We start from the raw sequence: 20,362 nt of genomic DNA on the forward strand, positions 1-20,362 counted from the left end.
AGGAAGAGTGTGAAGCGGTTTTCCGTCCGGAATTGCGACCACAAAATTGAGGAAACGGCATGGCGAGCGTCGCGGCGAATGGTGAAGCGGTAAAGGCGGGTGGTTCGCCTGCGGCCGGTCCTTTCTCGGCCTTTGAGCGGATGGTCGCCTGGCGTTACCTGCGGTCGCGCCGAAAGGAAGCCTTCATCTCGGTCATCGCCGGCTTCTCGTTCATCGGCATCATGCTTGGCGTCGCGACGCTGATCATCGTCATGGCAGTCATGAACGGATTCCGCACCGAGCTGATCTCGCGTATCCTGGGCATCAACGGCCATATGATCGTCCAGCCGATCGACGGGCCGCTGACGGATTACGCGGAACTCACCCAGAAATTCTCGGCCGTACCGGGTGTGCGGATGGCGCTGCCGCTGGTCGAAGGCCAGACGCTGGCATCGGGCCGCGGCGGTGCGGGTTCCGGCGCGCTGGTGCGTGGCGTGCGCCCGGAAGACCTCGAAAAGCTCTCGGAAGTCGCCGGCAACGTCAAGTCGGGCGACATGGTCGGTTTTGCCTCGGGGCAGGGCGTGCTGGTCGGGTCCAGGCTCGCGGCCCAGCTCGGCCTGTCGGCCGGCGACCAGATCACCCTCATCTCGCCGGAAGGCGACGTAACGCCGATGGGCGTCAATCCGCGCGTCAAATCCTATCCGGTCTCCGGGATATTCGAGATCGGCATGTCGGAATACGACGCGACGATCATCTATATGCCGCTCGAGGAATCTCAGCTCTATTTCAATGCCGAGGGCCTGGTGCAGTCGATCGAGCTGTTCATCGACAATCCCGACAATGTCGATGACCTGCGCCCGAAGATCGAGGCGGCGGCCGGCCGCCAGATCTTCATCACCGACTGGCGGCAGCGCAACCAGACCTTCTTCTCCGCCCTTCAGGTGGAGCGCAACGTCATGTTCATGATCCTGACGCTGATTGTGCTGGTGGCGGCGCTCAACATCATCTCGGGCCTGATCATGCTGGTGAAGGACAAGGGCAGCGATATCGCCATCCTGCGCACCATGGGCGCCGGCGCGGGCGCGATCATGCGCATCTTCTTCATGACCGGGGCGGCGATCGGCCTCGTCGGTACTTTCGCGGGCGTGCTGCTTGGCGTGGTCGTCTGTCTGAACGTCGAATCGATCCGCCAGTTCTTCTCCTGGATCTCGGGCACCATCCTCTTCGATCCGGAGCTCTATTTCCTCAGCCAGCTGCCGGCTGAAATGAGCTTTGGCGAGACCTTCTCGGTCGTCATGATGGCGCTGGTCCTGTCCTTCATCGCCACCATCTTCCCGGCATGGCGGGCCTCCCGGCTCGATCCTGTCCAGGCCCTTCGATACGAATAGGACTTGGCATACTTCATGACACGCAAAACCGTCTTGCAGCTCTCGGGCGTCGAACGTCACTACGGCCAGGGCGAGACCACGCTTTCGATCCTGAAGGGGGCTGATTTCGAGCTGAAGACGGGCGAGATCGTCGCGCTGGTCGCCCCGTCCGGCACCGGCAAATCGACGCTGCTGCATCTCGCCGGCCTGCTCGAACATCCCGACGCCGGCGAGGTTTTTCTCGCCGGGCATGCCTGCAACGGACTTCCCGACGCTGAACGCACCGCGTTGCGCCGCAACAAGATCGGTTTCGTCTATCAGTTCCACCATCTCCTGCCGGAGTTTTCCGCCGTCGAGAACATCATGATGCCGCAGCTGATCGCCGGCCTTTCCAAGGCCGAGGCGAAGGAGCGGGCGAGCCAGCTGCTGGATTACATGCGCATCGGCCACCGCGCCGAGCACCGCCCCTCCGAGCTGTCCGGTGGCGAGCAGCAACGGGTGGCGATAGCCCGCGCGGTCGCCAACGCCCCGCGTGTCCTTCTCGCCGACGAGCCGACCGGCAATCTCGACCCGAAGACCGCATCTTATGTCTTCGACGCATTGGAGGCCCTGGTGCGCCAGTCGGGCCTGGCGGCGCTGATCGCCACCCACAACCACGAGCTCGCCAGCCGCATGGACCGCCGCGTGACGATCGAAGGCGGCAAGGTCGTCGAGATGTGAAGGTACGGGCGGCTTCGCCCACAATGATCCTGACCCGTCGGAAACTGCTCACGCCCGGATGGTCGTCCCGGTCCGGACGTATCCGTATGCTTTCAGCCGCCTAGAAACTCCGGCATTAACACCTTGTTTACCAGGCGGGTGAGGATATCGCGATGCGTTTGTTTCCGGTCTGTTCTTTTGTTGACTCTCAAACAAAAAGAGAACAAATTAAAAACATAAGAGAACACGGGAGACGACGATGACTGACCTGCTTCGTGACATTGCCGCATTCGCTTCCATCGCCACCTTCGTGGCCAGCCTCTCCATGATCATGATGGCCATGTGATCTGACACCCTCGGCCGAAAGCGGTTGAGGGGGGAAATCCGAACTGGACTCTCAAGGCCCTGCGCCGGACAATAGCCTGATTCATGAGATGGTTCCCGCTTCATCAAACGGGTAAGGCGCAGGCATGGCAGACAACATGGACGTAAAATCGGCATCGGAAGAGCTGGGGACTACCCCTCAATTCGTCCATCTGCGCGTCCATTCCGCCTATTCGCTGCTTGAGGGCGCGTTGCCGCTCAAGAAGATCCTCTCGAAGGCGATCGCGGACAATCAGCCCGCGATCGCGATAGCCGACACCAACAATCTGTTTGTCGCGCTGGAATTCGCCCAGAAGGCGATCGGCGACGGCCTGCAGCCGATCATCGGCTGCCAGCTGTCGATCGATATGGAAGACCAGTCGGACGAGCGGCGCAACAGCCACCAGCAGCTCGCCAAACTGCCGGCGATCGTCGTGCTGGCGGCCAATGCCGTCGGTTACGAGCGGCTCGTCGATCTCATCAGCCGCGCCTATCTCGGCGGCGAAGGGCATCAGTCGACCCATATCTGCCGCTCCTGGCTGGAAGAGGGCGGCACCGAGGGGCTGATCGCGCTGACCGGCGCCGGCGGCGGGCCGGTCGACGTGGTCCTGAAGGAAGGCAATGCCACGCTTGCCGAAGCAAGGCTGTTGAAGCTCAAGGAGATCTTCGGCGACCGGCTCTATGTCGAACTGCAACGCCACGGCGCCTACGACCGGCGCCATGAGCACAAGATCGTCACGCTCGCCTATGATCACGACCTGCCGCTGGTCGCCACCAACGAGGCGTTCTTTCCGTCCAAGGCCGATTACGATGCCCATGACGCGCTGATGGCGGTCGCCCACAATGCGATCGTCTCTGACGACAGCCGCTTCCGGCTGACGCCGGACCATTATCTGAAGAGCCGTGCCGAGATGGCGAAGCTGTTCGCCGACCTGCCGGAGGCGCTTGAGAACACGGTCGAGATCGCCCGCCGCTGCTCCTTCGTGCTGAAGACCCGCAATCCGATCCTGCCGCGTTTCACCGGCGCCACCGACGATCCGGCGGAAGCCGAACGCGCGGAGGCGGAAGAGCTTCGTCGCCAGTCCGTGGAAGGTCTCGAAGAGCGGATCGCGACGCTCGGCATGACGCGCGGTTATACCGAGCAGGATTACCGCGAGCGACTCGATTTCGAGCTCAGCGTCATCGAGAAGATGAAATTCCCGGGCTACTTCCTGATCGTTGCCGACTTCATCAAATGGGCCAAGCAGCAGGGCATCCCGGTCGGTCCCGGCCGTGGCTCCGGTGCGGGCTCGCTGGTCGCCTACGCGCTGACCATCACCGACGTCGATCCGCTGCGCTTCTCGCTTCTGTTCGAACGCTTCCTCAATCCCGACCGCGTCTCGATGCCCGACTTCGACATCGACTTCTGCCAGGATCGCCGCGAGGAGGTGATCCGCTACGTGCAGCAGAAATACGGCCGCGAGCAGGTGGCGCAGATCATCACCTTCGGTTCGCTGCAGGCGCGCGCCGCCTTGCGCGACGTCGGCCGCGTGCTCGAAATGCCCTATGGCCAGGTCGACAAGATCTGCAAGCTGGTGCCGAACAACCCGGCCAACCCGACGCCGCTGTCGAAGGCGATCGAGGAGGATCCGAAATTTCAGGAGGAGGCCGACAAGGAACCGGTCGTCGCCCGCCTCCTCGATATCGCCCAGAAGATCGAAGGCCTCTATCGCCACGCCTCCACCCACGCCGCCGGTATCGTCATCGGCGACCGGCCGCTGTCGAAGCTGGTGCCGATGTACCGAGACCCGCGCTCCGACATGCCGGTCACCCAGTTCAACATGAAATGGGTGGAACAGGCGGGCCTCGTTAAGTTCGACTTCCTCGGCCTGAAGACGCTGACGGTGCTGAAGACCGCCGTCGATTTCTGCCGCAAGCGCGGCATCGAGGTCGATCTGGCCAAGATCCCGCTCGACGATCAGAAGACCTACGAAATGCTCTCGCGCGGCGAGACGGTCGGCGTGTTCCAGGTGGAAAGTGCGGGCATGCGCAAGGCGCTGATCGGCATGCGGCCGGACTGCATCGAGGACATTATCGCGCTCGTGGCGCTTTATCGCCCGGGTCCGATGGAGAACATCCCGACCTACAACGCCCGCAAGCATGGCGAGGAGGAGATCGAGTCGATCCATCCGATGATCGACCATCTCCTGAAGGAGACTCAAGGGGTCATCGTCTACCAGGAGCAGGTGATGCAGATCGCCCAGGTCCTTTCGGGCTATTCGCTCGGCGAGGCCGACCTCCTGCGCCGCGCCATGGGCAAGAAGATCAAGGCGGAGATGGACCAGCAGAGCGAACGCTTTGTCGATGGCGCCATCAAGAACGGCGTCTCCAAGCCGCAGGCCAACAACATCTTCGAACTGCTCGCCAAGTTCGCCAATTACGGCTTCAACAAGTCGCACGCCGCGGCCTACGCGATCGTCTCCTACCAGACCGCCTTCATGAAGGCGCATTACCCGGTCGAGTTCCTCGCCGCTTCCATGACATACGATATGTCGAACAGCGAGAAGCTCAACGATTTCCGGCAGGATGCCGGCCGCCTCGGGATCTCGGTCATTCCGCCGTCGGTCCAGACCTCGTTCCGGCATTTCGAGACCGGCGACAACAGGATCTACTACGCGCTCGCCGCCATCAAGGGCGTCGGTGAATCGGCGGTTGATCACATTACCGAAGTGCGCGGCGATGTACCTTTCGCCAGCATCGAGGATTTCTGCCTCAGGATCGATCCGAAACAGGTCAACCGCCGCGTCATGGAAAGCCTGATCTCGGCAGGCGCCTTCGATTGTTTCGGCCGCGACCGCGCCGAGCTGAGCGGCGGCCTCGACCGCATCATCGGTTATGCGCAGCGTGCCCAGGGCGAAAAGGTGAGCGGCCAGCACGACATGTTCGGCTCGTCTTCCGCCTCCGGGCCGGAGACGCTGATCTTCCCGTCGTTTACGCCGTGGATGCCGTCCGAAATGCTGATGCGCGAATACCAGGTGCTCGGCTTCTATCTCTCCGCCCACCCGCTCGACGCCTATGCCAATGTACTCGCCAAAATGCGCGTCCAGAATTTCGCGGACTTTTCCGCCGCCGTGAAACAGGGCGCCACCGCCGGCCGGCTGGCGGGGACAGTGACCGGCAAACAGGAACGCAAGACCCGCACCGGCAATAAGATGGGCATCGTCACCTTCTCGGATGCGACCGGCCAGTTCGAGGCGGTACTGTTTTCGGAAGGGTTGGCGCAATATCGCGACCTGCTCGAACCCGGCAAGTCGCTGGTCATCACCGTGCAGGCGGAAGAGCGGCCGGAAGGCATCGGCCTGCGCATCCAGACTGCGCAGTCGCTTGAAGAGAAGTCGGTGCAGATGCAGAAGGCGCTGCGCGTCTTCGTCCGCGATTTAGGCCCGCTGCGCACTGTCGCGCGGCACTTGAACGCCCGGGGCGACGGGCTGGTGTCGTTCGTGGTCATCAAGGATGACGGCAAGCGGGAAATCGAGGTGGAGTTGACGGAAAAATACCGCATCTCACCGGAAATCGCCGCGGCGCTGAGGACGGCGCCGGGCGTTCTCGACGTCGAACTGGTCTAGCTCGGATCTCGGAAGCGCGCGCAGCGTTTTTCGATAGAGATGTAATCAGAAACACTTGCAGCGTGCGGTGATCCGAGGGGTCGCTACACGCTTCAGGAGCCTCAATAGAGGCCGTAAGCGCGGGGCTTTGCTGCCGTGCGCCGCTGGCTGACTGGCTGCGGCCTGGCGATCGAGGACTGCGCTTCGGCGACCCGCTGCACCGGCTGGGTGACGGTGATGAAGTCGGTGCCGTCGCCGGTGTCCTGGCCGATGCCCTGGTCGTTGATGGTGAGGGAGGAGCCATCGCTGATCAGCGTCTCGATGCGGTCGCGAATATCGGCCGGGATCTCGATGCGGGCGAGGGCCTGCGCGGCAGCACCCGGCGCGTAGGGGTCGTCGGAGACCGTGATCCCGAGCCGCTGCTTCATCGCGGCGCTCAGTCCGTTCGGAACGGTGACTGCGTGCCATTCGGCCGTCTCTTCCTTGCGCTCGACCTTGTCGATGCTGAAGAAATGCGTGCCGAGCGCTATTTCCGGGTCCTTGATGCCGACCGGCGCCTCGAACAGCGGCTGGAAATTCTGGCGCACCATGATCTGGCCCATCGGCGGGCGCGGCTCGCCTGCGGTCTCGTAAAGCGAGTCGAGGAATTCCGGCGTCACCAGCGCGCCCTTGGGCGACAGGTTCTTCCAGCGCTTGAAGCCGGCGATTGCGCTGCGGGTCATCGGACCGGCGAATCCATCGCCGCCGCCGGTGTCGAAACCCAGCTGCTGCAGCAGGATCTGGGCATCCATCAGCGTTTCGCGCTCGCCGCGGCGGGTGATGAGGATGCGCAGCGGTGCGACATCCTCCTTCGCGACCGCCACCGGCTGGGTCGGAGCCGGCCGCGCGTCGCTCGTCGGATGGACGATCGAGGGATTGTTCGGAACGACGTTCATCGCCACTTCGACCGGTTTCGAGCTGCTGCCGATCGACGAGGTCCGCAGTTGGACATCGGAGAGCAGCGGCCCTGTCGGCAGCGGCTTGCGCGGCAGGAACAGGTTGGCGTTCTCGATCAATTGCGGCACGACCGGCGCATCGGTGATGATCACATGCGCGCCGCGCTCGGTCATCTGGAAGAGCGATTTTGCAAATGCGCCCGGCATGCGCACGCAGCCATGCGAGGCCGGATAATTCGGCACGCTGTTTGATTCGTGAAGCGCGATGCCCGACCAGGTCAGGCGCTGCATCCAAGGCATGGGCGCGTTCGAATAGAGGTTGGATTCGTGATATTTCTGTTTTTCGAGGATCGAGAAGATCCCGCTCGGCGTCGTGTGGCCATCCTTGCCGGTCGACACTTTCGATGTGGTGACCACCGTTTCGCCGTCATAGACGACAAGCGACTGCTTGTCCTTGGAAACGATGATCTGCAGCGTGCGGGCACCTTCCGCAAAAGCCGCATGCGACAACATGGTCGCAGACAAAAGACCTAACCCGAACACCAAGCGACGCAACATGACCGACCCCATACGCAATACATGGACCGGCACACTAGCGTATGAGGTTTAAGGAAGGTTATCCGCGTCGCGAGTAGTTTTAACCTTATGGTTAATAACGGATCACATTTCATTGATCCCGACGGCGGCTTCCGAAAGTATATCCGGTCTCGACCGCAGCCTTGCCGAACTTGTCGCGCAGCTTGTCCATCGCCGCTTCCGCGGCCGCCCGGCGGCCTGCCTGGCGATCGACGAGGTCGGGCGGATCGGCAAGCGTCGGATCGCCAAGATCGGTGACGCCGATGCCGAGCAGGCGGAATTTGGTGCCGTCGGTCTCCCGTTCCATCAGCGACAGCCCAGTACGGAAAATGCGGTCGGCGAGCTGGGTCGGGTCCTCCAGCCGCTTGTTGCGGGTGCGGCTCTTGAAGTCGGCGGTCTTCAGCTTGAGAACGACGGTCTGCCCGGCAATGCCGTGTTTCTTCAGCCGCGCCGAGACCTTTTCGGAAAGCCGCCGCAGGATCGGCACGAGATCGTCATAACCCGAGATATCGTCGAAGAAGGTGGTCTCGGCCGAAACGCTCTTCGCGGCCTCGTTCACATGGACCACCCGGTCGTCGATGCCGCGCGAGAGGCGATAGAGCCGCTGGCCCATCGAGCCGTAGCGGCGCATCAGGTCGGCTTCCTGCATGGTCTGGAGTTGGCCGATGGTGCGGATCCCGTCCGCCTCCAGCGTCGCGTTGAACGCCTTGCCGACGCCCCAGATGGTGGTGACGGGCCGGGCCGCCAGGAATTCCAGCGCCTCTTCCTGGCCGATCACCGAAAACCCGCGCGGTTTCTGCAGGTCCGAAGCGACCTTGGCGAGAAACTTGCAGTAGGAGAGGCCGACCGAAACACTGATGCCGATCTCGTCCTGTACACGCTTGGCGAACTTGGCCAGAATTCGCGCCGGCGGGGCATGGTGCAGCCGTTCGGTGCCAGCGAGTTCGAGAAAGGCCTCATCGATCGACAGCGGCTGAACCAGCGGCGTCAGATCGTGCATCATGGAGCGCACCTGCCGCCCCACGGTGACATACTTCTCCATGTTCGGCGGGATGACGACGGCGTCGGGGCAGAGTTCCAGCGCCTTGAACATCGGCATCGCCGACCGCACGCCGTTGATCCGGGCGATATAGCAGGCCGTCGAGACGACGCCGCGCTTGCCGCCGCCGATAATGACAGGCTTGTCGGCGAGTTCCGGGTTGTCGCGTTTTTCGATCGTCGCATAAAAGGCGTCGCAGTCGATATGCGCCAGCGTCAGCGCGTAGAGCTCCTTGTGATAGACGAGACGCGGACTGCCGCAGGCGCGGCAACGGCGCACTTCCGCCTTCTGCTCCGCAAGGCAGTCGCGACAGAAGCCGGGTGTCTTGTCAGGCGTAGGCGTCATGGCAGAGAACAAAGATTGAACACTGCGACGTTAAGGCCTAAGCTCGTGAGTCACAAGGGAGAGCGTGGAGGTTTGGCGTGGATATCGATCGTCGCTTCGAGCCTGTGACGGTGAGGCGCTGGGAGGATTTCGAAATGCTCTTCTGCTCCCACGGCGCCTTCTACCACTGTTGGCGCGTCGCGTCGCGCCATCAGCACGGAGGGTCGCTGATGCGGCCGGAACGCTGATGTCAGGCGGCTTTGGGCTTGATATGGTTCCGGATCAGCCCGGCGGCATGCGGCCAGTCCGTCGCCCGGACGATGCCTTCGTCCGGTTTCGGCGCAAGCAGATGCAGGGGCGAGTCCGGCATCATGTGGAGGAGCAGGCATTCGGCGACATGATCCCGCACGGAGTGAAGATTATGCGCCATGTCGTCGATGAAGACCGAGGGCAGGGGACGTCCCGCATGCAGGCGCTGCATGATCGGTCCCTTCGGTTCCTCGCTGGCGATCAGCGGGAAGGTGAGGCCGATCTGGTCGAGAAGCCGGCGGCGAGGCTCCCGGTAGCGCGGCGGCATCGCGGTGAGGAACACGACGTCGGCATCCTTCGACAGCGCGTCGAGCGTCTGGACGACGAAGTCGAACGGGATCTGCCAGTTTTCCTGGGCTTCGAAAAAGTCCTCGATCAACCGACGCACGTCCGGATGTTCGAGCGCGATCTGGGTCTCTATGGAAACAATATTGCCGGTAAGCCGGAACGAGCGCGGCAAGAGCTCATGGCCTTCGCCGCGCAGGAACTCCTGGAAGGGGGCAACGAAATGCAGCACCACGTCGTCGATATCGCAGACGACGAGCGGCCGGTCGCCGAGGCGCACATGGGAAAGGTCGAGGATCTCTCCCATTTCAATAGTCGCCGGAACCGGGCCCGGGACCGGAATAATGCTGCCAGGCTGCCGCGACGGTCTCGGGCTTTGTACCCGTCGCCTCGCAGAAGGCCAGCAGTGTCGGCTCGTGACCCATCAGGAAATCGATCATCCCGGCGAGAAAGCCCGGATCGTTTACCGCATTGCGCAACTGGTTGGGCTGTACGCCGGAAAGGGCGAGGAACCGGCCAAGCATGTCGGGTTCGTTGGCGAGCCACCCGAGAATGGCGCCTGCCGTCTCTTCCGCGTTGTCTTTGTTGCTTCGAGCATTACCGGGATCGCGCCGCATTATCCGACGAGTTACCTCTTTTTCAACTAAATGGCTCTACCGTGCCTGACAGGCGCTCCGTGGAATCGGCCGTTCCGGGAGCTTATATACTGAAGGCACTCATGCAAGCCGGGATTTAAGGAACGGATCGCTATGCCCAAACGGGTCATGATCGTCGAGGACAACGAGCTGAACATGAAGCTCTTCCGCGACCTGATCGAAGCATCGGGATACGATACCATCCAGACCCGCAACGGTATGGAAGCGCTTGATCTTGCACGCAAACATCGACCCGATCTGATTTTGATGGACATCCAGCTACCCGAGGTTTCGGGTCTGGAAGTCACAAAATGGCTGAAGGAAGACGATGAACTGCACGTCATTCCGGTGATCGCGGTGACCGCCTTTGCCATGAAGGGCGACGAGGAACGCATTCGCCAGGGTGGTTGCGAAGCCTATGTCTCGAAACCCATCTCGGTGCCGAAGTTCATCGAGACGATAAAAACATATCTCGGCGACGCGTGAAAACGGGACGGACCTCATGACGGCGCGGATACTGGTAGTCGATGATATTCCGGCGAATGTGAAGCTGCTCGAAGCCAGGCTTCTCGCCGAATATTTCGACGTCCTGACCGCCGACGACGGCTACAAGGCGCTGGCGATCTGCGACAGCACGCATGTGGACCTGATCCTGCTCGACATCATGATGCCCGGCATTGACGGTTTCGAGGTCTGCGAACGGCTGAAGGCCAATCCGCGCACCGCTCATATTCCGGTCGTCATGGTCACCGCGCTCGACCAGCCTTCCGACCGCGTGCGTGGTCTGAAGGCCGGTGCCGACGATTTCCTGACCAAACCGGTCAACGACCTGCAACTCATTTCGCGCGTGAAAAGCCTGGTAAGGCTGAAGACGCTCAGCGACGAACTGCGCATCCGCGCCGACACTGCCAGCAATATCGGGCTGGAAGACATGCTGAAGGGGGCAGACGGCCGCGAAGAGATGGCCCAGGTTCTGCTCGTCGATGGGCGTGCAAGCTCGCAGGAACGCATCATCAAGGCGCTGAAGCCGGTCGCCGGCGTCATTGCCATGTCCGATCCGCAGGCGGCCCTTTTCGAAGCGGCGGAGAGCCCGGTCGATCTGGTGATCGTCAACGCCAATTTCGACGAATATGATCCGCTGAGGCTCTGCTCGCAGCTGCGCTCACTGGAGCGCACGCGCTTCCTGCCGCTGCTGCTGGTGACCGAAATGGGCGCCGACGATCTGATCGTGCGGGCGCTCGATCTCGGCGTCAACGATTATATCGTCCGGCCGATCGACCCGAACGAGCTCGTGGCTCGCGTGCTCACCCAGATCAAGCGCAAGCGCTACAACGATCGCCTGAGCATGAGCGTCCGCCAGACGATCGAGCTCGCCGTCACCGACGGGCTGACCGGCCTCAACAACCGGCGTTATCTCGACAATCACCTGAAGGTGCTGTTCAACCGGGCTGCCGCACGCTCACGGCCGCTGTCCGTCTGCATCACCGATATCGACCGGTTCAAGTCGGTCAACGACGCCTATGGCCATGATGCCGGCGACGAGGTGCTGAAGGAGTTCGCAGCCCGCGTCCGCTCGACGGTCAGGGGTGCCGATCTTGCCTGCCGCTACGGGGGGGAGGAATTCGTGGTCGTCATGCCCGATACCGACGCCATGTCGGCCGCCGCGATTGCCGAACGGCTGCGCAGCATCATCGAGAGCCAGCCGTTCCATCTGAAGACGGCGGGTATCATGCTGAATATCACCGCCTCGCTCGGCCTCGCCTGCAACACGCAGGGCGCCGAGACGCCGGAACAGCTCCTGAAGCAGGCCGACCGCGCGCTGTATGAAGCGAAAAACGGCGGGCGCAACCGGGTGGTTGCCGCAGCCGCGTAGAGAATCAGTAGATCCTGAAATGCCAGTCCGCCGTTCCGAACGGCGAAAACATCGAGGAACGGCACCCGATCCCCAGTTATTTTTGGCGGAAACCCAACTTTTTACAGGTGCTAATTAATGGAAGAATTTCATGAACAGCAGTCGGTTAACTGGAGTGCTGCAGCGCATTCAGGAAATTTTGAATGTATCGGCGCTTTTTTAAGATCTGCTGGCAGAGAATAGCTTTTCAAAATGGCTTTGAATTTTTTGCATGGCTGAGAGTATAGCCAGCACTCGTCAGGGATGTGCTTGAAACCGGGAAGACATTTCTAGCCGTGAGATAAAAGTAAGCATCTAAGGCGCCGGAAGTAACTTTGTATTTATGCGATAAAAATCGCAAAAATATCAGTAGTCGCCGCGGATTTTAACCAACAACAGCGATGGAATCGGTTCGAGATTAAGATTGTGTTGATTTTCTTTTCGTTTTGCGCAATTTTGGCCGCGACCAGACAGTGTACCCAAAGTGGTACATAGATACCCCATGATGCTCAGGTCCGCCGCATCTCCTGGGTCGTGGGGTCGGTCGACTGGCAGGCATACCAAAGCGGTTCCTCGTGCCGTGATTGCAGGCTGGTCGACCCCCAATTAAAAGCGCCGCTTCCAGTCTCTGGAGCGGCGCTTTTCCATTTCTACGCAACCCGTACTGCTCTGGATCACCCAAATGAAGTGAGGCCCAAAAGAAAAGGCGCCTAGCCGTATCGGCTGGCGCCCTTCGAGAAACCCTCGGATCAAGACTTACTTGATCTTGGTTTCCTTGAACTCGACATGCTTCTTGGCGACCGGGTCGTACTTGGTCTTGGTCATCTTGTCGGTCATCGTGCGGCTGTTCTTCGTGGTGACGTAGAAGAAACCGGTGTCAGCCGTCGACAGCAGCTTGATCTTGATGGTCGTAGCTTTCGCCATGGTGTTCTGCCTCTAAGAAAAAATGAAGCCGCGGACGCGGGTTGGGTCCACGGCGAAATCTGGCGCGAAATTACAAATCGCGCCCGAAAAGTCAACTCCGTTTTGATCGGAAAAGCATTCGGCAGATGGAAACCAGCACATAGAAGCCGAAGAATCCCGCCAATGCCCAGGCAAAACCGTCATTGCCGGCGATATCGATGGCAGCGCCGATGCCCTGCGGGCCGGCGACGGTGCCCACCGCATAGCAGAAGATGAAAGCCGCATTGGCCGCGGCAAGGTCGGCGCCGCTGAGTCTCGAACCCAGATGCGCCAGACCCACCGTATAGAGGCCGGAAACGCAGCCGCCCCAGAAAAACAGGACCACCGCCATCATGATCCAGTTCTGGATCAGGAAGGGCAGTGCCAGCGACCCCGCAACGCCGAGGACGGCCATGGCGGTCAGGAGCGGCCGCCGGTCCCTCAGCTTGTCGGAATAGAGGCCGAGCGGGATCTGGAAGGCCATGTTGCCTATCCCCATCACCGTCAGCAGCACTGCGGTCTGAGGTTCGGTCAGTGCGGAACGCAATGCATAGATCGGGAACAGCGACAGTCCGCCCGCCGAAACGGCGCCGAAGGCAAACACCGCCGCCGTCGCTGTCGGGACGAGGAAGATATAGTGGAAGAAATGCCGGTCCGGCTTGGTGTCCAGGACGGGGCTTTCGTGGCGGGCGACGAAGATCGGGATGATCGCCAGCATGATAATCGCCGCGCCGACCAGGAAGGGCAGGATGCCGTCGCTGCCGAGCGCGGAGAAGAGCAGGGGGCCGATCGCGAAGCCGATGGCGAGTACCGTCGCATAGATGCCGAGAACGAGCCCGCGGCGGCGTGGCGGGGCGGCCTCGTTGATCCAGAATTCCGACAGGATGAATAGCGTCGTCGTCGCGCCATGGAAGGTGAAGCGCAACGGGAACCACATCCAGAAGGCATCCGCGTAATAAAAGCCGATGGCGCTGATGGCGGCGACGAGCACCGCGAACATCATGGTCCGCGCCACGCCGTAGTCATGGGCGATCTTGGTGGTGATCGGCGCCGCGACCATCGAGGCGACGCCGGCCATGGCGGCGTTGAGGCCGATCAGGGTGGAGGAAATTCCGCGCTTTTCAAGAATGATGCTGAGGAGCGGCAGTCCGAGGCCGATGGCGATGCCAACGGCACTGATGGCGGATATGGCGGCGATCAGCGACGGCCAGTGAATCTTTTCGACATGGCCGTTGGCGTCTGTCGTCGGCTGAGCCATTCGTTATTCCTTACAGTCGGCTGCGGACGAATCGTCCATGACGCATGAAGTAGAAGGACACCGGGCTTCCAAACGGTAAAGACGGATCGGATGCCATCAGGTTTTTCACGTCCTCCATGACCGCCTGGGTGATGCGCGGGAGTTTCAGACCCGAAAGCTCGGCAATGTCAAGCCAGCGCACGTCCTGAAGTTCGTTTGAGTCGCACAGGCGTCCCATGTCGAAGAAGGTTTCGTCGGTGAACGCAAGAAAGAAACGCGTGTCGTAGCGCCGGACATTGCCGGGCGGCGTGATGGCGCGGGCAACGTAGCGCAGGCGGGAGAGGTTTGCAGCGCCGCCGCCGGCAAGCCCGGTCTCCTCATGAAGTTCTCTGAGAGCCGCGAGCGCCAAGGCCCGGGCGCGAGCCGAGGTCATGCGGGCGGCGGTGCCGGCAACCAGCTTTTCGAGAACGCGCGGGTCGAGGTCGGCGCTGAAGGGAAGCGCATGGTCGCGGGCATCGCGCTTTCCGCCCGGGAACACGTAGACGTCCGGCATGAAGACGTGGCCGCTGCCGCGCCGGCCCATCAGGACCCGCGGAGCCTCGTTCGAACGATCGATCAGGATCAGCGAGGCCGCGTCCTTGGGCGTCACGCCGGCAACGCGGGCATGTTTCGGCGTGTCCATTGCAAACGGAGCCTGTTCCTCGGCGGAGGATGTCATGCGATCGGTCCGCCCCGGCCCGGATCGACCGCCTCATCCTCCTTGCCCCCGAAGCCGTGCATCTTCAGCGCCCACTGGAAGCCGATGACGCCGCCCTTGATCGGCTGGATCGTCAGGAGGGCCGCGAGGATCGCGAGCGGCACCCAGATCGCCAGATGCACCCAGGGCGAGACCCTGAGCGTCATGTCGGTCAGCATGTAGCCGGTCATCAGCACATGGCCGACGACGACGATGACGAGATAGGCCGGCAAGTCGTCGGCGCGGTGGTGGGAGATCTCCTCGCCGCAGACGGCACAGGTATCGACCGGTTTGAGGAAGGCCCGGAACAGGCGGCCGGTGCCGCAGGCAGGACAAGTGCAGAGCAAGCCCCGCTTGATGGAGCGGCCGAGCGGCCTTTCGGCCTCCTGTGCGCCACCGTATCGGATTGTCTGTTCGCCCTGCTTCTGCATCCTATCTCCTTCGGCCGCTCCGCGGAGGCCGCGTGCCGGGTTGTGCCCGGCCGCGCCGCCCCGATTTATGGAAGGAGCGGATCGCGGTCGGCAATTTCTTGCCCTCGCTCAGCATTTCGAACTGCAGCGCGCCGGCAAGCGGGATCGCCTGTTTCAGACGAACATCGACCGTATCGCCGATCTGGTAGCCGAGACCGGTCTTCTCTCCGGAAAGCGCCTGATGCGCCTCGTCGTAGATGAAGTAGTCGTTGCCGAGCGTGGATATAGGGATGAATCCGTCCGCACCATAGGTCGGAAGCGAGACAAATAGTCCCGCCTTGGTGACGCCGGAGACGCGGCCGACGAATTCCTCGCCGATCCGCTCGCTCAAGTGATGGGCGATCAGCCGGTTGATCGTGTCGCGCTCGGCAGCCATGGCGCGGCGCTCGAAGGTCGAGATCTCGGCGGCGATATCGTCGAGCTGCGCCTCTTCCTCCGGCTTGATGCCGCCTTCGCCGAGGCCCAGCGAGCCGACCAGCGCGCGGTGCACGATCAGGTCCGCATAACGGCGGATCGGCGAGGTGAAATGTGCGTATTTCATCAGGTTGAGGCCGAAATGGCCGATATTCTCGGGGCTGTAGATCGCCTGGCTCTGGGAGCGCAGCACCATCTCGTTGACCATCACCTGATGCGCGGTGCCCTCGGCCTTGGCGAGGATGCCGTTGAACGAGTTGGCGCGCATCTGGCCGCCCTTGGCCATCGGAATGCCCAATGTCGCGAGAAATTCCCGCAGCGTCTCCTGCTTGGCGAGCGAGGGCGTGTCGTGGATACGGTAGATCAGCGCCTGCCGTCTCTTTTCCAGCGTCTCGGCGGCGGCGACGTTCGCCTGGATCATCATTTCCTCGATGAGCTTATGCGCATCGAGCCGTTCCGGCACATGGACCCGGTCGACGGTGCCGTCGGGTTTCAGGATGATCTTGCGCTCCGGCATGTCGAGTTCGAGCGGCTGGCGGCGGTCGCGGCCGCGCTTCATCACCCCATAGGCATGCCAGAGAGGTTTCAGGATTGGCTCGAGCAGCGGCCCGGCCTTGTCGTCCGGCTTGCCGTCGATCGCCGCCTGCGCCTGTTGGTAGGACAGCTTGGCGGCGCTCTTCATCATGATCCGGTGGAAGGTGTGGCCGGCCTTGCGGCCTTCCTTCGAAAACACCATGCGCACGGCAAGTGCGGGTCGGTCCTCGCCCTCGCGCAGCGAACAGAGGTCGTTGGAGATGCGCTCCGGCAGCATCGGCACGACGCGGTCCGGGAAGTAGACCGAGTTGCCGCGCTTCAGCGCCTCGCGGTCGAGCGGCGAGCCGGTGCGGATATACCAGGAGACGTCGGCGATCGCGACGGTGACGATGACGCCGTCCGGATTGTCGGGCGAGGGATCGAGCTCGGCATAGACCGCGTCGTCATGGTCCTTGGCGTCGGCCGGGTCGATGGTGATCAGGGGCAGCGAGCGCCAGTCCTCGCGCTGCGCCATGGTGGCGGGTTTGGCCGCTTCGGCCTCGTCCATCACCTGTTTCGGGAAGATATGCGGAATGCCGTGCGAATAGACGGCAATCATCGAGATCGCCTTTTCCGAGCCGATGGTGCCGACGATCGACAGGACGCGGGCGCGGGGCAGGCCGAAACGCCCGGAACGGACGACTTCCGTCTCGACCAGGTCGCCGTCCTTGGCCTCGCCGATATCGGCGGGCTCGATCACCATTTCCTCGCCGCGCCGGTCGATCGGCAGCAGGCGCAGTTCGCCATCGGCGAGCTTGTGGACGATGCCGAGCGAGGCGCCGCGGCGCTTGTCGATGATCTTGATGACGCGTGCGGTATAGGCAGGACCGGTCCGGTCCTTGTTCGGGAAGATCTTTGCAAGCACCCGGTCATTGAGGCCTGCGGCAGCCACCCTGCCTTTGCCGCGGCTGTCCGACGATTGGCGGATGAGCACCGCCGGCGCCGCACCCAGATCCTCCGGCCATTCCGCCGGGCGGGCGATCAGTTCGCCATCCTTGTCGCGGGTGGTAATGTCGAGCACCGTGACCGGCGGCAAGGCGTCGGGCCGGGTGAGCGACTTGCGGCTCTTCTTGAGAAGGCCTTCCTCCTCCAGCGTCCGCAGGAGATCCTTCAGTTCGACGCGGGTGTCGCCCTTCAGCCCGAAAGCCTTGGCGATCTCCCGCTTCGACCCCTTGTCGGGATTTTCGGCGATGAATTCGAGCAGGACATCACGCGGCGGCACGGCACCGTGGATGATCACCGGCTTCTCCGTTGCGGAAGCGGCGTGACCGCGGGCAACCTTGTCGGGGCGTTTTCCCTGATGTCTCGATCTGTCGCGTGGTTCTCTCACGTGCCTGTCTTCTTCGCCTTCGGTGCGGCTTTCTTTGCCGGAGCTTTGGCCTTCGCTGCCGTCTTGGTCTTCGTCGCGGCCTTCTTGGTATCGGTGGACGCCTTGGCGGCGGCCTTCTTAGGCTTCGCCTTGGCCGACGGTGTCTTGCCACCCTTTTCGATGATGAAGGCCATCGCCTGCTCCATCGTCACCGACTGCGGGTCCAAGCCCTTAGGCAACGTGGCGTTGATCTTGCCCCAGTTGACGTAAGGGCCGTATTTGCCGTCGCGCACGGTGATCGAACCGCCGTCCGGATGGTCGCCGAGTTCCTTCAGCGCCGCCGGCGTGCCACGGCCGCGGCCGCCGCCAGCCGCCACCTTGCTCTGCTTTTCGGCAAGCACGGTCACGGCGCGGTTGAGGCCGATCGAGAACACGTCCTCGATGCTCTCGAGGTTGGCATAGCTGCCGTCATGCAGCAGGAAAGGTCCGTAACGTCCGAGCCCGGCCGAGATCATCTTGCCCGATTCCGGATGTTTGCCGACGTCGCGGGGCAGATTGATCAGGGCGAGCGCCTTTTCGTGGTCGATGTCCTCCGGCTTCCAGCCCTTGGGTAGCGACGAACGCTTGGCTTCCTTGCCTTCGCCGCGCTGGATATAGGGTCCGAACCGCCCCGAACGCAGGGTCAGTTCCTCGCCCGTATGCGGATCGGCGCCGAGAGCCTTCGGTTCGTTGAGGCCGTTCGCCTCCGCATCCGCGCCGCCTTCGGAGGAAAGCTGGCGGGTGTAATTGCAGTCCGGATAGTTCGAGCAGCCGACAAAGGCGCCATATTTGCCGAGTTTCAGCGACAGGTTGCCGGTGCCGCAGACCTGGCAGATGCGCGGATCGCTGCCGTCCTCCCGCTTCGGGAAGACCAGCGGCGCCAGCGTCTCGTTGAGCGCATCGAGCACGTTGGTGACGCGCAGTTCCTTGGTGTCCTCGATCTGGGCGAAGAAATCCTGCCAGAATTCGCGCAGTACCTGCTTCCAGTCGAGTTCGCCAGCCGAGATCTTGTCGAGCTTTTCCTCGAGATCGGCAGTGAAGTCGTATTCGACGTATTTCGTGAAGAAGCTCTCCAGGAACGCCGTCACCAGCCGGCCCTTGGAATGCGGGATCAGCTTGCGCTTGTCCATCGTCACATATTCGCGGTCGCTCAGCGTCTTCAGCGTCGCGGCATAGGTGGAGGGACGGCCGATGCCGAGCTCTTCCATCTTCTTGATCAGCGACGCTTCCGAATAACGCGGCGGCGGCTCGGTGAAATGCTGGCTGGCGTTGACCTTGCTCTTGTCGAGCTTTTCGCGGGCGTTGATCTCGGGCAGGCGGCCATCTTCGTCGTCGTCCTCGGTCTTTTCGGCGTCCTCGCGGCTGTCCACATAGGCGCCGAGGAAGCCGTCGAAACGGATGACAGAACCGACGGCGCGCAGGCCCGCCTTCTCACCCTTGTTGTCGGCGAGGATCTCGACCGTGGTGCGCTCGATTTCGGCGGATGCCATCTGGCTGGCGATGCCACGCTTCCAGATCAGTTCATAAAGACGGGCCTGGTCGGCATCGAGATAACCGCGCACCTGGTCCGGCGTGCGGTTGAAATCGGTCGGGCGGATCGCTTCGTGCGCTTCCTGGGCGTTCTTCGCCTTGGTGGAATAGAAACGCGGCTTTTCCGGCAGGTAACGCTGTCCGAACTGGCCGACGATGGCGCTGCGGGCAGCATCGACCGCTTCCGGCGCCATCTGCACGCCATCGGTACGCATATAAGTAATGAGACCGACCGTCTCGCCGCCGATATCGACGCCTTCGTAGAGCTTCTGCGCCACCTGCATGGTGCGCGAGGCGTTGAAGCCGATATTGGAGGAGGCGGCCTGCTGCAGCGTCGAGGTGGTGAAGGGCGGGCCGGGATTGCGCTTGACGGGCTTTGCCTCGACCGTGTCGACCACATAGGTCGCGCCGTCGAGAAGCGCCTTCAGGCGGTTGGCGTCCTCGCCGTTCTTGATCGAGCGGCCCTGCAGCCGCTTGCCGTCGGCAGATACGAGGCGCGCCTCGAACTCGTCGCCGCGCGGGGTGCGCAGCAGCGCCGACAGGTTCCAGTATTCTTCCGAGACGAAACGCTCGATCTCCGACTCGCGGTCGCAGACGAGGCGCAGCGCAACCGACTGCACGCGGCCGGCGGAGCGAGCGCCCGGCAATTTGCGCCACAAGACTGGCGACAGGTTGAAGCCGACCAGATAGTCGAGGGCGCGGCGAGCCAGATAGGCGTCGACCAGCGGCACGTCGATATCGCGCGGATTGGCCATCGCATCGAGCACCGCCTTCTTGGTGATGGCGTTGAAGACGACGCGCTTGACCGGCTTGTCGCCGATCAGGCGCTTCTTCTTCAAAAGGTCGAGCACATGCCAGGAAATGGCTTCGCCTTCACGATCCGGGTCGGTCGCGAGAAACAGGCCGTCCGAGCTTTTCAGGGCGTCGGCGATATCCTTCATGCGCTTCTGGGAAGCGCTATCGACTTCCCACAGCATTTCGAAGTCCTGATCGGGAAGCACGGACCCGTCCTTGGCCGGAAGATCGCGCACATGGCCGAAAGAGGCGAGAACCTTGTAGCCGGAGCCGAGATACTTGTTGATTGTCTTGGCCTTGGCGGGAGATTCTACGACGACAACATTCATTT

At 62.3% G+C, this 20,362-nt stretch carries 16 protein-coding genes; 6 read left to right on the forward strand and 10 right to left on the reverse strand.

Annotated features, from left to right (window positions below; all coding sequences use genetic code 11):
- The first annotated feature begins 59 nt into the window (after positions 1-59).
- The 3 genes from ACSQ8R_RS05410 to dnaE all read left to right on the forward strand — a co-directional run bounded on the left by ACSQ8R_RS05410 (position 60) and on the right by dnaE (position 6,013).
- Positions 60-1,367 carry a lipoprotein-releasing ABC transporter permease subunit gene (locus ACSQ8R_RS05410; protein WP_436252437.1) on the forward strand — a complete coding sequence of 436 codons (1,308 nt, stop codon included), beginning with the start codon at positions 60-62 and terminating at the stop codon, positions 1,365-1,367.
- A gap of 15 nt (positions 1,368-1,382) precedes the next feature.
- Positions 1,383-2,066 (forward strand): ABC transporter ATP-binding protein, encoded by a 684-nt coding sequence (locus tag ACSQ8R_RS05415; RefSeq protein WP_436252438.1) that lies wholly within the window; start codon positions 1,383-1,385, stop codon positions 2,064-2,066.
- A 449-nt stretch (positions 2,067-2,515) separates the two neighbouring features.
- On the forward strand, positions 2,516-6,013 hold the full coding sequence (gene dnaE, locus ACSQ8R_RS05420) for a DNA polymerase III subunit alpha (RefSeq protein WP_436252439.1): 3,498 nt from the start codon (positions 2,516-2,518) through the stop codon (positions 6,011-6,013).
- A 101-nt stretch (positions 6,014-6,114) separates the two neighbouring features.
- Here the strand turns inward: dnaE and ACSQ8R_RS05425 are convergent, their stop codons facing one another.
- Together ACSQ8R_RS05425 and ACSQ8R_RS05430 are read right to left on the reverse strand one after the other, a co-directional pair.
- Positions 6,115-7,485, reverse strand: coding sequence for a L,D-transpeptidase (locus tag ACSQ8R_RS05425; RefSeq protein WP_436252440.1), 1,371 nt, complete (start codon positions 7,483-7,485; stop codon positions 6,115-6,117).
- 109 nt (positions 7,486-7,594) lie between these two features.
- On the reverse strand, positions 7,595-8,887 hold the full coding sequence (locus ACSQ8R_RS05430; RefSeq protein WP_436252441.1) for a DNA polymerase IV: 1,293 nt from the start codon (positions 8,885-8,887) through the stop codon (positions 7,595-7,597).
- 77 nt (positions 8,888-8,964) lie between these two features.
- Here ACSQ8R_RS05430 and ACSQ8R_RS05435 point away from each other — a divergent pair, with 77 nt between their 5' ends.
- Entirely contained in the window at positions 8,965-9,114 is a 150-nt protein-coding gene (locus ACSQ8R_RS05435; protein ID WP_436252442.1) for a hypothetical protein, read from the forward strand.
- 2 nt (positions 9,115-9,116) lie between these two features.
- Here the strand turns inward: ACSQ8R_RS05435 and ACSQ8R_RS05440 are convergent, their stop codons facing one another.
- Positions 9,117-9,767: a hypothetical protein gene (locus tag ACSQ8R_RS05440; protein WP_436252443.1), complete on the reverse strand. Its 651-nt coding sequence runs from the start codon at positions 9,765-9,767 to the stop codon at positions 9,117-9,119.
- A 1-nt stretch (position 9,768) separates the two neighbouring features.
- The gene (locus ACSQ8R_RS05445) at positions 9,769-10,077 is read right to left on the reverse strand and encodes a DUF3572 domain-containing protein (RefSeq protein ID WP_436252444.1); all 309 of its coding nucleotides are present in this window, start codon (positions 10,075-10,077) and stop codon (positions 9,769-9,771) included.
- Positions 10,078-10,209: 132 nt separating this feature from the next.
- Between ACSQ8R_RS05445 and ACSQ8R_RS05450 the strand changes: the two genes are divergently transcribed.
- Together ACSQ8R_RS05450 and ACSQ8R_RS05455 are read left to right on the forward strand one after the other, a co-directional pair.
- Entirely contained in the window at positions 10,210-10,581 is a 372-nt protein-coding gene (locus tag ACSQ8R_RS05450; protein ID WP_007765577.1) for a response regulator, read from the forward strand.
- Between the two features lie 16 nt (positions 10,582-10,597).
- The gene (locus ACSQ8R_RS05455; protein WP_436252445.1) at positions 10,598-11,968 is read left to right on the forward strand and encodes a PleD family two-component system response regulator; all 1,371 of its coding nucleotides are present in this window, start codon (positions 10,598-10,600) and stop codon (positions 11,966-11,968) included.
- A gap of 774 nt (positions 11,969-12,742) precedes the next feature.
- Here ACSQ8R_RS05455 and rpmG read toward each other — a convergent pair.
- From rpmG to topA, 6 genes are all read right to left on the reverse strand, one after another.
- Complete coding sequence (rpmG, locus tag ACSQ8R_RS05460) at positions 12,743-12,910, reverse strand: 50S ribosomal protein L33 (protein ID WP_003547442.1); 168 nt, start codon at positions 12,908-12,910, stop codon at positions 12,743-12,745.
- Between the two features lie 91 nt (positions 12,911-13,001).
- The gene (locus ACSQ8R_RS05465) at positions 13,002-14,186 is read right to left on the reverse strand and encodes an MFS transporter (protein ID WP_436252446.1); all 1,185 of its coding nucleotides are present in this window, start codon (positions 14,184-14,186) and stop codon (positions 13,002-13,004) included.
- Between the two features lie 10 nt (positions 14,187-14,196).
- Positions 14,197-14,883, reverse strand: coding sequence for an NUDIX hydrolase (locus ACSQ8R_RS05470; RefSeq protein WP_436252447.1), 687 nt, complete (start codon positions 14,881-14,883; stop codon positions 14,197-14,199).
- Positions 14,880-15,332, reverse strand: coding sequence for a DUF983 domain-containing protein (locus ACSQ8R_RS05475; RefSeq protein ID WP_436252448.1), 453 nt, complete (start codon positions 15,330-15,332; stop codon positions 14,880-14,882). Before ACSQ8R_RS05475 ends, ACSQ8R_RS05470 begins: the two co-directional genes overlap by 4 nt.
- A 1-nt stretch (position 15,333) precedes the next feature.
- On the reverse strand, positions 15,334-17,688 hold the full coding sequence (gene rnr / locus ACSQ8R_RS05480) for a ribonuclease R (protein ID WP_436252449.1): 2,355 nt from the start codon (positions 17,686-17,688) through the stop codon (positions 15,334-15,336).
- Positions 17,685-20,360, reverse strand: coding sequence for a type I DNA topoisomerase (gene topA, locus ACSQ8R_RS05485; protein ID WP_436252450.1), 2,676 nt, complete (start codon positions 20,358-20,360; stop codon positions 17,685-17,687). Before topA ends, rnr begins: the two co-directional genes overlap by 4 nt.
- Between the last annotated feature and the right edge of the window lie 2 nt (positions 20,361-20,362).

Origin of the sequence: Neorhizobium sp. LjRoot104, assembly GCF_964253725.1 — a bacterium.
GTDB lineage: Bacteria > Pseudomonadota > Alphaproteobacteria > Rhizobiales > Rhizobiaceae > Neorhizobium.